Below are 16,719 nucleotides of genomic sequence, written 5' to 3'. Positions count from 1 at the left end.
TTTATTATTTTTCCATTATAGCTTTCTTAATTCTATTTAATCCATCTTCAACCATGACTCTTGGACAAGCAAGATTTATTCTTTGATATCCCTTTCCTCCGATGCCAAAAGAATCTCCACTATTTAAAGCTACTTTACCTTTTTCAACTAGGGTTTTTGTAACTTCTTCATCACTTAATCCAGTCTCACTAAAATCTACCCATAATAAATAAGTTCCTTCTGGTTTTCTAACTTTTAAAGATGGTATATTTTCTTTTATATAATTTATAGCAAAATCTATGTTACCTTCTAAATATTCAAGATATTCATCTAGCCATTCTTCACATTGATTATAAGCTGCCTCTGTAGCTACTAAGCTAAATGCATTATTTCTTCTTATATCTAATCTTATAAAAGCATCATCTAATATTTTGTAGTGTTTTTCATTTGGCAATATAACTTGAGATGTTTGAAGTCCTGCTATATTAAATGTTTTAGTTGGAGCCATACAAGTTATACTATTTTGTGCAAACTCTTCACTTATTGAACCAAATGGAATATGCTTATGATTTTTTAGTATTATGTCACTGTGTATTTCATCTGATATTACTAGTACATTGTGCTTTATACATATATCTCCTAGTTTTGTTAACTCCTCTTTAGTCCAAACTCTACCTACTGGGTTATGAGGGTTGCAAAGTAAAAATATTTTTACATCTTTAATTTTTGATTCTATATCTACATAGTCCATAACATAATTTCCATCTTCTAATTTAATTAATGGACTTATTACAAGCTCTCTTTTATTTTGTTTTACAACGCTATTAAATGGGCTGTAAACTGGTTCTTGTATCATTATTTTATCATTTTCTTTAGTCATTTCTTGTATTAGTATACTTATAGTTGGAATAACCCCAGGGCTAAATATTAACCACTCCGGTTTTATATTCCATCCATATCTTCTCTTTGACCAGTTTGCTATAGATTCATTGTATGATGCCGGTCTAGTTGTGTATCCATAAATACCTTGTTCTAACCTACTCTTAAGTGCATCAATTATACATGGAGCTGTTTTAAAATCCATGTCTGCTATCCACATAGGTAAAAGGTCGTTAGTTCCATATTTTTTATCCATTTCTGACCACTTTGCTGCGAAGTTGTTACTTCTGTCAATTACAGCATCAAAATTATAACTCATAACTTATATACCTCCAGTACTTTTTTAATTACACTTTAGATATAAAGCAATATATATGCCAAAATTTATATTTTACATTTTTATATATTAGAAGCCCTGCAATTCCAAGGAATACATTTTCATGCTTTTATATCTCACATTTCTTATTTACAAATTTTTGTTATATATTTAACCCATTAACAAAATAAATAGGCCTAACAGGGTATACCATTTACCCCATTAAGCCTTTATATATAATCTACATTTTAACTTTCGTTTTGTTTTAGAAATTTTCTTCCCTTTTCAGTGATTATAGATCCACCACGACCAGATAAAACTTTTACAAGTTCAAAGTCCTGAAGCTCAAGAAGAATACTTCTTATTTGTTGTTCAGTCAAGAATACTTTTTCCTCTATTGCATATTCATATATTTTTCTTCTTCCTATTCTCTGTTTAAGATCATAAGCTTTATTTATTTTATCCAATACAAAAATATAATCATTTAAATCTCTCTTAAATTTAAACTTCTCATAGTTTTTTTCTTCTAACATTTTTAAACATTGATTTTTAGTTTCTGAAGATTCAAGGATATAGTCGGGCAAATCAGATACTTCTATTATACTTTTATCTAAATAAGAGCAATATTCGGCTAAATTTCTTAATTCTCTTATATTACCTTCCCAATTATATCTTTTAAATATATCTACAACTTCATTTGATAGATTAAAATGAACATCTAAATTTTTCTTAAACGAATCAAATATTAAAAATAAATCTTCTATACGAGTTCTTAGTGGACTTATTTTTAAAGGAAGAACATTTAATCTATAAAATAAATCTTTTCTAAATTTATTTTCACAAACTAATTTTTTAAATCTCTATTTGTAGCTGCTACAATTCTTATGTCTACATCAATAACTTTATCTGAACCAACTCTTCTAATTTGTTTTTCTTGTATAACCCTAAGAAGACTTGCCTGAGAACCCAAGTCCATCTCACCGATTTCATCTAAAAATATAGTTCCTTTATTTGCAAGTTCAAAAAGTCCAATTTTTCCACCTTTTTTAGCCCCTGTAAAAGCACCATCATCATATCCAAAAAGTTCACTTTGTAAAAGTCCTTCTTGGAAAGTACTACAGTTTATAGCAACAAATGGTCCTTGTTTTCTAGATGATGCATTATGTATTGATTGAGCAAAAAGTTCTTTACCTGTACCACTTTCACCTATTATTAATATAGATGAATTTGATTGAGCCATTTTATGTGCAATTTTTTTGCTATTTAAAATATCTTCACTACATCCAATTATATCATCAAAGTGATATTTACTTACATTTCCAGAATTCATAAGTTGAGCCCTAAGCTTTGCTTGCTTTTTTTCAGCCTCATAAAACTTAGCAATCTTTATTATAAACCCACTAAATCCATTTATTTCTGTATATCTAATATCTAGATTTATATCTATATTATTCACCTTAACAAGTTTTTGTAGGTTTGTATTTTCCTTTTTTATTTGACTAAAATTGAAAGACTTTATATAATCTCCAATGTATTTTCCAATCATTTCATTATCATTTACACCTAATATTTCTCTAGCTGCATGACTATAAAACTGAACTATTTTATCTTCACTTATACATACTAACCCTTCATCTATATAAGATAATAAAAAGTCAAACTTATTTTCTAGCTTAGTTTGGCTTAATAAAAGCTTTTCCGTAATATAGCTAGTTGGTACAATTTTATCTATAAACTTATTTAGTAAATCTTCTTTTATTAAATGTTCCAAGTTTAACTTAATTGCTATATCAGCTATACATCCTAAGTCTATTATTCTATAGCCAAGGTCTATTATTTCACAGTTATAAGATTCTATAAAAATTTCTTCTCCTGGTGTCAAAACTATAGAATTAGGTAAAATATTATCAGATCCAGGATAGCTAGGTATAAGGTTAGGTATATTAATTCCCAGTCTACGTATAATGGTTATAGTTTCAAGTGCCATACTTTTAGACAAATTATACACAAATACAGTCTTATTCTTATCTACCTTTGATATTTTTTTAAAACTAGATTTTTCAAAAGTTAGGTTTGGTATTACTATTTGTGCATCTTTTGCACACATAGATGAAATATCATCATACTTTAACTTCACAGAAAGAACTATTACCTTTTCATTTAATAGTTTAATATTCCCCTCTTCAAAAGAGTACAAGTTTATTTTTATATTATCGCCTAAAAAATATTTTATTTGTTTTGCATAAATTTCTCCTGCATCTTTTTTTAATGTTATTATAGCTAATTCTCTGATTTCCATGGTTACTCCTCATACCCTATTAATATATTTCTTACAACCGATTATAGCAATAATTTACATTAAAATCAAAGCTTAGGCATTACTATTTCTAATGATAAAAAAATAAGCCACCTATTTTATAAAAAGTGGCTTATTTGTAAATTATATTTATCTAAAAATTAATATTAAATTATTTTCCTAATACATCATTTAAATCTAATGTTTTAGTTCCATCTTCTAATACGAAACATGGTATTCCTATTCCACCTGCAGCTTTTATACCACTGTATATTTCTAAGCCATCACGAAGTGCTAAGTACTCTTTTAAATCTGGTAAGCTTGCTGATAAATCTTTAAAATCAACTTCTATATCCTTTCCTCTTAATTGGCATAGTGCGTATAATGTGTCTGGGCATAAGTGACTTCCTACTACTGTTATTTTCATGATAATATTCTCCTTAAATTTTTTAATTTTATTCTCTGATAAGTCTCAGAGTTAGTAACTTTATATAAAGCAATAAGTGTGCCAAACTAGTTAAAATATATAATTTTATTTTATATTTATTTTTTCGTGTAATTTTAGCCATGTTTTGATCCATTAATTTTTGCAGATTTAATAATACTTATTATTATCTAAATACTTTTTATTTTTTATGGGTTAAATAGTTTCAATATTTATCTTATTTAACCCATTTTTACTTTCGACTAAAGTTTGATTCATTATATCTATTAAATTGATATCATTTATAAATACAATTATTTATGTATTTTATAAATAAAGTAGGAGAAAATATTTATAAAAATTCGAGTTTAATTTATATACATTAAATAAAATTATAATATTGGAGGTATATTTTATGAGTTTAAAAACTCCTATAAATCATGATTTTAATATTAAGTGCCCAAAGTGCGAGCATAAACTTTCATATAATTTAAGATTAGATGATCTTGAAAAAGTAAGCTCTAAGGAAAAACCTGAAGATACGGAAACTAAATATAAATTTATATCATATGTAGTTTGTAAAAACCCTTTATGTCATTATGATATAGAATTAAAAGGTTATATTTTTGAATATCCTGCTGATACAATAAATACAATCGAATTAGCATCTATAAAATAATGTCTATTTATACTTTTTATAAGCTGTGATATTACTTCATTTTTAATTTTAACTAGGCTCCTATATATTAAAAAAGATACTCTATACCTATCAAAAGTAAGAGTATCTTTCTTTCATATTAAAATATTGTAAGACCCATTATGTCTTTTTCATAATGGGTCTAAATTTAAATATTAATCTTTATTTATATTAATTCTACAGATTCCTCAATTCTCTTAAACTCTTTATCAGATTCTTCAATTGCCTTAAGCTCTTCATCTGTATAAGTGTTCATTGTAAATCCTGTCACACTATATATAAATGTTATTACTGGAGTTATCCAACTTAAGAAGCAGTATGGGATAAATTCAAACGCACTAACACCTAAAGTTTGACTACAAAATATTGCATTAGAATTCCAAGGAATTAATGGAGCACCAAGTGTTGCAGTATCTTGTATGATTCTAGATAAGTTTTCTGGTTTCAACTTAAAATCCTTGTATAATGGTGCCATTATAGTACCAACAAATACAGAAGTAAACATCATAGAAGAACTAAACGCATTTGCAAGATAACTAGCGATAAATGTAGATCCAACTAATTTAGTTCTAGAATTTCCTATTTTATCTAATATAGGTTGTAACAGTACATCTAAAAAACCTGTTTTTTGAAGGATACCAGCTATTACAAATACTATAAATACTAATAGTACAGTTTCAGCCATGCTCATTATACCTCCACGGTTCAGTAATTGGTCTGTATAAGTAAGACCTGTATCTATAGAAAAACCATTAAGCATAGCATTTAATAAGCTATTAATACTTTCTCCTTCTTGGAAAAATGCAATAACTGCACCTAATGCTCCAGAAGCTAGTATAGACACTATGGCTGGCTTTTGTAACAATAATAAAGTAAATAAAAATATTATTGGAATTATAGCAACAAAACCGATATGAAAGTTAGTATTTAAAACTTCCATTACTTGATTTATTTGATTGTAGTCTATAGTGTTGTTAGCATATTTAAATCCTATAACTGTATATAAAACAATACAAATTATATAAGCTGGAAGTGTTGACGAAACCATGTGTTTTATATGAGTCATAACATTTGTTTTACAAACTGCAGCTGCTAGGTTTGTAGAATCTGAAAGTGGTGATATCTTATCACCGAAAAATGCACCAGATATTATTGCACCAGCTGTTAAACCACCTGGAACTCCCATACTAGTACCAATACTCATTAAAGCTATACCAGAAGTTCCTAAAGTACCCCAAGAAGTTCCTGTAGCTATAGATGTTAACGAACACACTAGTAATGTTGTAACTAAGAAATATTTAGGTGTTATTATTGTAAGTCCACCGTAAACTATTGTAGGAATAGTACCTGCTGCTATCCAAGTAGCAATTAATACTCCTACAGAAAGTATAATTAAATTAGATTGAAAAGCGCCCTTTCCTACTTCAAATCCTAAATCCTCAATTTCGCTATTAGTGTATCCTAATTTCATTGCTGCTGGTACTACTATTAACCATGATAATAAAAACATTGTTGTTATAGATGCTTTAAATACAACCATACCAACTGTAGTTAAAGATATAATTGCAATCATTACTAATGCTGCAAACTTAAATGTAGGTTTTCTTTTTTCTATATTTTTATTCATATTAGCTCTCCACCCATTTTTATTCTATTTAAAATATTTTTTAATTGTTTTATAAATATTTTCGATAACGTTTTCAAGATTATTATAATCTAGCTTAAATAAATTTAAGCTAGATTATGGTTAACTCATTATAGCTTCTCTAATTCTATTTAACCCACCTTCAACCATAGATCTTGGACATGCAATATTTATTCTTTGATAACCTTTTCCACCAGTACCAAAAGAGTCTCCACTATTTAAAGCTACTTTACCTTTTTCAACTAAAGCTTTTGTAATTTCTTCATCACTTAATCCAGTATCACTAAAGTCTACCCATAATAAATATGTTCCTTCTGGCTTTTTAACTTTTAAAGATGGTATATTTTCATTTATATAATTTATAGCAAAATCAATATTTCCTTCTATATATTCAAGATATTCATTTAACCAATCTTCTCCATGATTGTAAGCTGCCTCTGTAGCCACTAAGCTAAATGCATTATTTCTTCTTATATCTAATCTTATAAAAGCATCATCTAGTATCTTGTAGTGTTCTTCATTTGGCAATATAACTTGAGATGTTTGAAGTCCAGCTATATTAAATGTTTTTGTTGGAGCCATACAAGTTATACTATTTTGTGCAAATTCATCACTTATTGAACCAAATGGGATATGTTTATGATTTTTAAATATTATATCACTGTGTATTTCATCTGATATTACCAATACGTTGTGCTTAATACATATATCCCCTAATTTTTTTAACTCTTCTTTAGTCCAAACTCTACCTACTGGGTTGTGAGGATTACAAAGTATAAATATTTTAACATCTTTAATTTTTGATTCTATATCTTCATAGTCCATAACATAATTTCCATCTTCTAATTTAATTAATGGACTTATTACAAGCTCTCTTTTATTCTGTTTTACAACACTATTAAATGGACTGTAAACTGGTTCTTGTATCATTATTTTATCATTTTCTTTAGTCATCTCTTGTATTAGTATACTTATAGTTGGAATAACTCCAGGGCTAAATATTAACCATTCCGGTTTTATATTCCATCCATATCTTCTCTTTGACCAGTTTGCTATAGATTCATTGTATGATGCAGGTCTAGTTGTGTATCCGTAGATACCTTGTTCTAATCTACTTTTAAGAGCATCAATTATACATGGTGCTGTTTTAAAATCCATATCTGCTACCCACATAGGTAAAAGATCATTAGTACCATATTTTTTATCCATTTCTGACCACTTTGCTGCAAAGTTGTTACTTCTGTCAATTACAGCATCAAAATTATAACTCATAATTGCTATACCTCCAGTGTTTTTAAATTCCATCTTACATATATAGCAATATGTGTGCCAAAATTTATTTTTTTATATTATATATGTCAAAATTATTGAGATTTCAATAAAAATATTTTTTATTTTAAGTTTAATGAATAATATTATTCTTTAACTGATTTTTTAACCTAATAAATTTTCTTATGCGTTTAACCCATAAACAAAATAAATCGGTTTAATAGGTGTACTGTTTACCCCATTAAATCTATTTTATTTGACTAAATTAAAAAGATTTTATATATTTTCTAATCTAGTTCGGGGGATACCGAGATAGATATATAAATATATCTCATATATTTTGCGTTCTTTGGACAACTTTCTCACATTTGGTAGAACAAGTTAGGTGACAATGATATTTATCTTTTCATCAAATAAGGTTTATCACGATTATTTACAGCGGCATAAAAAGATCGATAATAACTTCAACTTCCGTTATTACCTCAAATCAAAACATCAATTTTGATACTGGTGAAGATGTTAAAAAGATATGTAGAACATGGATTATAGCAGAGCAAGCAATGATTAGAAGCTCTGGTACTTTGAAGTTTGAAGAATATAAAGGTAGGGTCGCCCACACAGTGGCTCAAAAGCTTAGGCTAAAAAATTAGCTGCTCAAATGGTTAGATCAAAAGGCTCAAGGTCCAATAATAAAGTTCTTAGCATAAACGAAAAATAAAAAAAGAGAGCTAAAAAATATTTTAAGCTCCCTTTCTTTACTATTAGGATATGTGATTTCGCATTCACCTTCGCCATTAACAAGTAACTTTGATAGTTCCTGTATTTACAAACAAATGCATGTTATGCTTTTGGAGGTGTTCCTTCAGCATTTGATACAACTACATCTATTTGTACTAAAGCATCTTTAGGTAAAGCTGATACCCCAACTATTCTTCGTGCAGGAGCACCACTTGGGAAGAATGTTGTGTAAACTTCGTTTACAGCGTCCATATCTTCAATATTTTTAAGGAATACGTTTACCTTAACTACATCGTCCATAACGTGGTCAACGCTTTCTATAATTGCCTTGATATTATTTAAGCACTGCTTTGCCTGTTCTTTTACACCACCATCTACCATTTCACCAGTTTTTGCATCTAAAGGTAATTGAGCTGAAAGATGATTGTAATGAGAGAAAGCTACAGTTTGTGTATGTAGAGAACTTTTTGGTGCATTCTCCGTATTGTTTGCTTCTATAATTAGTCCATGCCTATCTTCAACAGCTTGTGGAGGTGTTCCATCTCCGTGTGACACTACTGCTTCAATTTGTACCAAAGCATCCATAGGTAAAGCTGAAGCCTCAACTACTGTACGTGCAGGTACATAGGCTACTGACCTTGCGATAGCTGAGTCTGGGAAGAATGTTGTATAAACCTCGTTTACTGCTTCAATATCTGAAATATTTTTAAGGAATATATTAATTTTAACAATATCGTCAAAAGGAACGTCGATACTTTCTAAAATTGCCTTGATATTCTTTAAGCATTGTCCAGCCTGCTCTTTTACACCACCAGCTACAACTCTACCTGATTTTGGATCTATAGGTAATTGAGCTGAAAGATTATTGTAATGAGAAAAAGCTACAGTTTGTGAAGATAGAGAGCTTATTGGCGCATTTGCTGTGTTATTTGTAAGCTTTATTATGTCCCCTGCTTGTGGTGCGTTTGGAATTGTACCTTCAGCGTTTGAAACAAGTGCTTCAATTTGAACTAAAGCATCCATAGGTAAAGCTGCAACTGCTACTACCGTACGTGTAGGTACATAGCTTGGGAAGAACGTTTTATAAACTTCGTCTACAGCATCCATATCTTTTATATTCTTAACGAATACAGTGATTCTAACAACATCATTCATAACATGATCGATGCTTTCTACAATTGACTTGATGTTTTCAAAGCACTGTTTGGCCTGCTCTTTTACACCACCAGCTACTAATTCACCAGTTTCTTGATCAATAGGTAATTGAGCTGAAAGATTATTGTAATGAGAGAAAGCTACAGTTTGCGAAGATACAGAGTCTTTGATAACATTTTCCGAGTTTCTTGATAATACTGTGTTATAGTTATTCATGATAATATTCCCCTTTTGCCATATTTATTGATAGAATTATTAAAACCCCTCTAATTAAATATTAAACCTTGGACTGGCTTTAATGTCAATAGGTATTATTATTATGTCATTCATTGTTGAAAAATGTACTCTAAGCTGTTCCAAATACTATGTTTATATATATATTTTACTATCGATTTTTTTATTTTTCCAGCCACATAATCCAGTATGATACTTGATTTTAGCGGGAATAGAAAATGTAAATCGTAATGTTGAGTTTAGACGAATTATTATATGTGAAAAAAGTAAAGGCTATGGAAAAAAACATTAAAAGTTCATAGACTATGGCTATACGGAAGATAAAAAAATAAAAAAGCACAAAGTATTTATATCAATAACTGTACATGAAATTAAATTTACCTTTTCTTGTACAGTTTTATTGTGTCTATCTACAGTTTATATAATTCCTATTTAAAAGCAAGTGAATTACTAGCATTTAATTCTAACGCCCTGCTTAAAGCTTCATCTGCATCTTCTGTAAAACAAGTGGCCTGATTTGCACGTATCTCGGTTTCCTCCCGTAGTCTGGCTTAATAAAAATAAGCCACTTATAAAAAGTGACTTATTTATATAATTAATATTAAATTATTTTATGACAGCTATGGCTTCTATCTCACAAAGCACACCTTTTGGTAATTCTTTAACTGCCACACAGCTACGAGCTGGATTAGATATAAAGTATTTTGCATATACCTCATTAAAAGCTGCAAAATCTGCCATATCAGCTAAAAAGCATGTAGTTTTAAATACATGTTCAAAATTAGCGCCTGCTGATTCTAATATAGCTTTAACATTTTTACAACTTTGTTCTGCCTGTGATGATATCCCCGTAGGTACAGATCCATCTTCTGGATTTACTGGTATTTGACCTGATGTAAATACAAAATCTCCTATTTTATATCCTTGAGAGTAAGGTCCAATAGCTCCTGGTGCTTTTGTTGTTTCAAGTATTTTCATTATAAATTCATCCTTCTTTCTGTTTATGTAAAATTTTAATACATCTGATATTTCTCAGATTTCTTTATTTTATATAAAGCAATAATCATGCCAATTTACAAAAAGTGATATTTTTTATATGAAACGCCTTTATAACGCTTATACTCTTAAATTTCATCAATTATTTAATTTTATTTTTTTAACTATTTATTATTTAATAGGTTAAATTGTACAAATCATTCAACACGTTTAACCTATTATTTTCATTTTTTTAACTCTGTGATTCATCTATCTTTTAAATATATTATCAAAATAAATAGAGATATTGATTAAAAAATCAATACTTCTATTTATAGATTTCAATGTTGGAGACGAATCTCAGGAATAAAACCCTAGATTTATTTCTTAATACTTTAATTTTTTTATACTGCTTTAGTTTCAATATCATTCATCATTTTACCTATAGCTGCGGCTAATACCATTGGTACTATAGTATTAATTGGAAAGAAAAATATCAATAAAAATATAGCTACAAACATATTTCCTATAGCCTTACTTGCAAGACCTGTAACTATTATAGACAAACAAAAAACTGGATCTATAGAGAATAACTTAGACAATCCATAAGCTAGACAACTCCCAGAAAATATCAAAGGAAATATATGTCCACCTCTATGCCCTGTTGATAAACATATTTCTGTTAATAAAAGTTTTACTAATGATAATAAGATAAGCATATAAGCAGATATATTATTCCACTCAACCACTAACTCTCTTAATTCATGTTCTCCAGAAAATAATGTCCAAGGAAAAATAGTTCCTAATATACCTATCCCTAGTCCTCCAATTATTCCTTTTAGTATTTTTTTATTTTCAATAGGCTTTAATATTTTATGTAGTACTAAAGCATACATTTTGTATATATATGCAAGTAACATAGCTATAATAATTAATGGTATAAACCAAATAATCTCTTTAAAACCAATATTACTTTGTCCAAATTTAACTATAAATGAAGGTCTATTATCAAATTCTGATAATAACATAAATACTAAAAAACCAGCTATTGTTGTTACAGTATAAACAATTACTTTTATATTCTTTATTATATGTGTATTTTCTGAACTTTTTTCACTTAATGTATATAGTCCAAATAAAGGTGCTCTAAATATAAGTCCTGCACTAACTTGCATACTACATTCTATTAGTTCATCTGAATACTCATTAACAACGTTCTTTTTCCTAAATCGTTCTTTCATTTTATCTCCAACAAAGGTAATTATGCCTCCTGCAATACCTGATAGTGCAGCCTCTGGTCCAACACTTGCACCAAATAATAGTATTGTTAGAGAATCTATAATAGAATATTTTAACGATTTATACTCTACTCTTTTATTTTTCTTAAATTCTTCTAAAGTTTGGTCCATATATTTTGGGTATTCTCCAAAATATTTTTGAGTGATTCCGACTAAAATACCACCTATACTTGCAACTATTAAAGTCCAATATTTTATATTAAAAAAATCTTTTAAAGTGTTCCATATAAAGTGTGTACCTATATTTACAATCCCTAAAAACATCCATGTTAAAAGACCTACAAATGCGCCCATAAGTGCGCTATTAAGCATTAACGCTAAATCTAACTTTACAACTTTTTTATCCAATACATTCCCTCCTCAAGTTGCTCTTGAGTAAATTTTTCCTCTATATTGTAATTTATATTCTAAATAAAACAAAAATGGAGAGCATTGCCCTCCATTTATATTTTATTACTAGTCATTTAAAAATATTCATTTTCAATGCCTTCTTTATACTTCTTCTCTCTATATATTCTATTATAAGCAGTATCTTCAAACTCAATAACTTTATTAATGTCAAAGAAATTCTCTTCAAACTCTTCTCCACCTGTAATAGATACAATGCCACAATATTTTACTTCATGAGAATCTGATAGCTCTACATAATAATGCTTAAACTCATCTTTAATATTGCTCATGTACTCTCTTAACCTCGGAACATAGTATTTAAAATTATGTTTATCTAAAAATTCTACGAGTTCATCTCTAGTATTAAAAGTATATTTTTTCATAGATTTCTCCTTTTCAAAATTATATATATATTTTGCTAAGTTTTATGAGTTTATATACTTAGTATCTCACTTTTAGGCACATTCTATTTTTTGGGTTATATTATAATTAAGTTTTACTCTCCATATTCTTTGCTATATTTTATCTGTACATTTATATTTTGATACTTTTCACAAAACTGGCTAATTACATAATAACAACTTGGACATGGCTCCCATTTACTATACAAAGTAAGATTTCCATGATTTTTAATTTTACCAGATTCTATTTGATTATGGATTTCTTCAAATATCTTTTTTTCACTATCATTAACTCGATTATATCCTATTCCTAACTTTCCTAACTTATTTACCTTACTACTTTTAAAAATTGCATCTCTATCCTTTGGTGCTGTACAAAATTCAACTACATCATTACTACCACTTATTGCCTTAAACTCTTTATTATCATATATTGCTACAGCAATGTTTATTGTATCTTGTAGCGTTTTTGTTTGATTTATATTAAATGTTTGATCTTCATCTTCATTAACTACCATATATTTATCAATATTTTTTCTTAGTCTTTTCATTCTAGGTATATTGTTTTTTATATGATTGTGATATTCTATACTACCTAGTTTAGCTGGAATATATTCACAATTAATCTCATCAGATATTTCTATTGATATTATTTTAGTTTTAGTATCATTATTATATACTTCTCTTTTATTTCCTCTTCCAGTAACAATCATCTTTTTAATAATTCAATATCTTTTGCATAAATATAATCTTTATCTAATTGTTTTTCTAAGCTTTCTAGTCTATAAATATCTTTTGGATTTATTCTTTCAGATACTGTTCTTTTTATTTTTTCTATATCATTTATCATATGGTCAACATCGTCTTGGGTACTTGTAACTCTTTCATACTCAACTCTAGATATGTTTAATTTACTTATTTTGTTTATTTTCTTACTTAACTTGCTATGCTCATTTTGAAATGACCTTATATTTTTCATATACTCTATAAAATCATTAACATTATCTGCTCTATAGGTAATATCATTATTACTTAAAGATTTATACATAATATCTATTACTGAATTATCTATTTTAAAAGTTTTAGCTATATTTTCTTTAAATTCTATATCTTCTAAATCAATTTCTTTATATCCTTCTTTTCTTAATGCATCTTTAAAATCATTTATGTTATTAATTTTTAATCTTTGTTTTTTCTATTATTTGATGTCCTATAGATTTCTGTCATAAATACCTCTTATTTTTTGATTATATAGATTAGAATTTTAATGCTATGAAAGTTTTTTGTCAAATGTATTTTTAGCGAATCGATGGAGTAATACAACGATTAAGTTCAATCTTTATATGAATGAATCTTACCTTAAACATATTCTTATGCCATTTGAATCATAAGTAAATATATAAGTCAGATAAAAAGTAGAGATAACCCCTACTTTTTTTATTTTAGTTTTTCACTAAACCATTCATACACTTCATCTACTTCATCTTCCATTCCATTATCCATTGAATATTCAATAATAATATCCATAGCACTAATGATAAGATCATCATCTAAATCTGCTGCTTTTTTAATTAACTCAATCCCATTATTATCATTTTTAATAAGTAAGATTTGTCCAATTCTATACATAGCAATAGCACAATTTTCATCTTTAGAAAGAATATTTTCATAAACTTGCATGGACTTGTCATATTCTCTAGTTTCTTCAAGTGCAAATCCATACTCCATACTTTTTTCTATATCATCTGTTTCTTCATAATTTTTAATTATATCTAATTGTAATTTATATTCTTTTGTAAATTCTTCCCATTCATCACACCAAGACTCATACCACTGCTTATTTTTTATATCTATTAAATTGTCTATTTCTTTTTTATAAATTTCATTTTGGTCTTCAAACTCAATTTCATAATTAAAATCATCAATTCCTAAAGCACTCATTCTTTCACTAAAACTTGGATGAGTATCATATATTGATGATATTCTCTTTTTAATTTGATTTAACCACTGACTTTTCCTCTCAATAATTTCATTGTTAAAATCATCAAACATGATATTTAAATAATTTTTTGGAGGTTCTTCTTGTGCTCTAAGTTCTACCTTGCAATAAGGATTTTTTTTAAATAAATCAAAAATTTCAAGCTTAACACTTGCCTTTGCATAAACTTCAGCACTAGTATATAAGGCTGCTTCTTTATCTGCCTCTATCTCCCTTGGCTGTGATACTGCATTTAAATATGTTTCTAATTTTTCAACATAAATTTTTGCAAATGGCAATAATAATATATCTTGAATAATATTTTCTTTTTCTTCAACTTTATCAATTATTGTACTCCATCTAATTAAGCATCTTGAAATTTTACTACTTATATTTGTGTCATCATTGTAAATATGAGCAAGTTCATGAATTATTATAGATTTAAGCTCTTGTTCATTTAATATTTTTAATATCTGAATTCCTATTTCTAAAACATGTTTCCCATTAAATCCAAATCCATCTGGAATAAGTGCAACTGCCGCATTTGAACCTTCAACAATACAAACTTCATCTAATTTAGGAGCCTTTGTTAACTCAATTGCATCGTCTATAATCTCAAATAATGCTGGATGTTCTTTCCTATTTATAGTTACTTCATTTTCGTATTGAAGTTTTATGTACATCGTTTTTAAAACAATGAACAAACTCCCTACTAAAGCAACTGCTACTACACCTAAATGTAAGCTCTCATTTTTATACTGAATCATTATCAGACCAATAACTGTAGATATAACAGTAACAGTAAGCACTGCTATATAAATTTTTTCATACTTACATAATATTTTTATCTTTTTTCTCATTTTCTGAGGGTCATTTTTAGATAATAATACAAGCTTTTCAAATTGACCATCACTATAAAATGGAATATCAATTGAATCATCCGTTATAAACCAAATAATTGCTGTTAAAATTATCATTGCAAATTCAATAAATCCAAATTTAGCTAACACTGAAAAAATTTCATTAAAATTTTTAGTTAGCGCCATTCCTACTGATATAACTATAGATGTTATACAAGTAAAAAATATCATTCCTAAGGCTGTGTTAAAAATTATGTCTCTTTTATTTTTCATATTTTATGCTCTCCATTTGTTGTCTATTTCTTTAAAACCATGGTTATTATAGCATATTTTTCCATACGATAACTATTCAAATAATTTCCCTTTACGAAGGTTAAATTCATATATGTAGCTCTAAAATTAAAAATGGAGGTAATTTTCTATGAAAACTACTAAAGCTATTGCAAAATGATTTTAAATTAACCATAAGCAATAGCTTCTTTTTGTTTATTTTAAATTTAAGGTTTTACTAATATATTAAACAATTTTACATCGCTTAAAGCTTCTATCCCATAATCTATATTAGCTTCCATTGCAATTACATCGCCTTTGTTTATTATAGTTTCATCACTTTCATTATATAAAACTTTAGCACTACCTTCTATCATTACAAATAGTGTTTCCATCTCATAATACTCTTTATCAATACTTTCACCCTTGGCAAAAGAAAAAAATCTTATCTCAGTATTATCATTATCTATTAAAGCTTTACTTGCTATACTATTTCCTGTATGACTTATCATATCAGTCATAGGAATAGCTTCAAATGGCTTAATATTTCTTAAATACTTCATAACCTAGTCCTCCTTAACAACAACTAAAAGCATTTTCATATCTTCTTTTGCTGTTACTTGATGAGGTATATTAGCTGGCATTACTACAAATTGACCTTTAGTCGCTTCCATAGTCTCATCACCTATTTTTACTGTTGCAACACCTTGGTGTATATAAATTAAAGCATCTCCTTTAGCAGCATGCGGTCCTACTCCTTCACCTTTTCCAAATGCTAAGACTGTTACTCCAACACCCTTTTTCTGAGCCATTGTTACTGTTTCTATTTGTCCATCAAGACAACTTACTAAGCTATCAAAATCTATAGCTTTTGATTTTTCAATATTCTTTATTAATTCTTGCATGTTTTATCTC

General features: G+C 28.0%; 16 protein-coding genes and 1 pseudogene. 1 reads left to right on the top strand and 16 read right to left on the bottom strand.

The genetic code is table 11. The annotated features are described in order from the left end of the window. Positions 1-4 precede the first annotated feature (4 nt). The 5 genes and pseudogenes from BN899_RS13460 to BN899_RS13450 form a co-directional block, all read right to left on the bottom strand. Complete coding sequence (locus tag BN899_RS13460) at positions 5-1,177, bottom strand: MalY/PatB family protein (protein WP_042276334.1); 1,173 nt, start codon at positions 1,175-1,177, stop codon at positions 5-7. Positions 1,178-1,422: 245 nt separating this feature from the next. Continuing rightward, positions 1,423-1,758 carry a hypothetical protein gene (locus tag BN899_RS19880; protein ID WP_242824188.1) on the bottom strand — a complete coding sequence of 112 codons (336 nt, stop codon included), beginning with the start codon at positions 1,756-1,758 and terminating at the stop codon, positions 1,423-1,425. A gap of 21 nt (positions 1,759-1,779) precedes the next feature. Continuing rightward, a pseudogene (locus BN899_RS21065) lies at positions 1,780-1,920 on the bottom strand (AAA-type ATPase lid domain-containing protein); the annotation flags it as partial. Between the two features lie 98 nt (positions 1,921-2,018). After that, positions 2,019-3,473: a sigma 54-interacting transcriptional regulator gene (locus BN899_RS13455; RefSeq protein ID WP_242824187.1), complete on the bottom strand. Its 1,455-nt coding sequence runs from the start codon at positions 3,471-3,473 to the stop codon at positions 2,019-2,021. Between the two features lie 169 nt (positions 3,474-3,642). Continuing rightward, on the bottom strand, positions 3,643-3,897 hold the full coding sequence (locus BN899_RS13450) for a glutaredoxin (RefSeq protein ID WP_042276332.1): 255 nt from the start codon (positions 3,895-3,897) through the stop codon (positions 3,643-3,645). Positions 3,898-4,309: 412 nt separating this feature from the next. On the opposite strand from BN899_RS13450, the gene BN899_RS13445 reads away from it, so the two are divergent. Then, entirely contained in the window at positions 4,310-4,573 is a 264-nt protein-coding gene (locus BN899_RS13445; protein ID WP_042276330.1) for a hypothetical protein, read from the top strand. A gap of 184 nt (positions 4,574-4,757) precedes the next feature. Here the strand turns inward: BN899_RS13445 and nhaC are convergent, their stop codons facing one another. From nhaC to BN899_RS13395, 11 genes are all read right to left on the bottom strand, one after another. Beyond that, positions 4,758-6,218: a Na+/H+ antiporter NhaC gene (gene nhaC / locus BN899_RS13440; RefSeq protein ID WP_042276328.1), complete on the bottom strand. Its 1,461-nt coding sequence runs from the start codon at positions 6,216-6,218 to the stop codon at positions 4,758-4,760. Between the two features lie 120 nt (positions 6,219-6,338). Then, positions 6,339-7,508 carry a MalY/PatB family protein gene (locus BN899_RS13435; RefSeq protein ID WP_042276326.1) on the bottom strand — a complete coding sequence of 390 codons (1,170 nt, stop codon included), beginning with the start codon at positions 7,506-7,508 and terminating at the stop codon, positions 6,339-6,341. 837 nt (positions 7,509-8,345) lie between these two features. Beyond that, positions 8,346-9,614 carry a RidA family protein gene (locus BN899_RS13430; protein WP_042276323.1) on the bottom strand — a complete coding sequence of 423 codons (1,269 nt, stop codon included), beginning with the start codon at positions 9,612-9,614 and terminating at the stop codon, positions 8,346-8,348. Between the two features lie 624 nt (positions 9,615-10,238). Next, positions 10,239-10,610: a RidA family protein gene (locus tag BN899_RS13425; RefSeq protein ID WP_042276322.1), complete on the bottom strand. Its 372-nt coding sequence runs from the start codon at positions 10,608-10,610 to the stop codon at positions 10,239-10,241. A gap of 401 nt (positions 10,611-11,011) precedes the next feature. Then, entirely contained in the window at positions 11,012-12,253 is a 1,242-nt protein-coding gene (locus BN899_RS13420; RefSeq protein WP_052356857.1) for a chloride channel protein, read from the bottom strand. 116 nt (positions 12,254-12,369) lie between these two features. Continuing rightward, positions 12,370-12,678 (bottom strand): hypothetical protein, encoded by a 309-nt coding sequence (locus BN899_RS13415; RefSeq protein WP_042276321.1) that lies wholly within the window; start codon positions 12,676-12,678, stop codon positions 12,370-12,372. A gap of 113 nt (positions 12,679-12,791) precedes the next feature. Next, a complete protein-coding gene (locus tag BN899_RS19875; RefSeq protein WP_042276320.1) occupies positions 12,792-13,409 on the bottom strand; it encodes a deaminase domain-containing protein in 618 nt (205 codons plus the stop codon). Further along, complete coding sequence (locus tag BN899_RS19870) at positions 13,406-13,744, bottom strand: hypothetical protein (protein WP_242824186.1); 339 nt, start codon at positions 13,742-13,744, stop codon at positions 13,406-13,408. Before BN899_RS19870 ends, BN899_RS19875 begins: the two co-directional genes overlap by 4 nt. Before the next feature lie 389 nt (positions 13,745-14,133). After that, entirely contained in the window at positions 14,134-15,807 is a 1,674-nt protein-coding gene (locus tag BN899_RS13405; RefSeq protein WP_042276318.1) for a M48 family metallopeptidase, read from the bottom strand. 224 nt (positions 15,808-16,031) lie between these two features. Continuing rightward, positions 16,032-16,367, bottom strand: coding sequence for a cupin domain-containing protein (locus tag BN899_RS13400; protein ID WP_042276315.1), 336 nt, complete (start codon positions 16,365-16,367; stop codon positions 16,032-16,034). Positions 16,368-16,370: 3 nt separating this feature from the next. After that, positions 16,371-16,709: a cupin domain-containing protein gene (locus BN899_RS13395; protein ID WP_042276314.1), complete on the bottom strand. Its 339-nt coding sequence runs from the start codon at positions 16,707-16,709 to the stop codon at positions 16,371-16,373. Between the last annotated feature and the right edge of the window lie 10 nt (positions 16,710-16,719).

It is taken from the genome of Faecalimicrobium dakarense, from assembly GCF_000499525.1.
Lineage (GTDB): Bacteria > Bacillota > Clostridia > Peptostreptococcales > Peptostreptococcaceae > Faecalimicrobium > Faecalimicrobium dakarense.
This window is presented reverse-complemented; position numbering and strand designations above follow the sequence as displayed.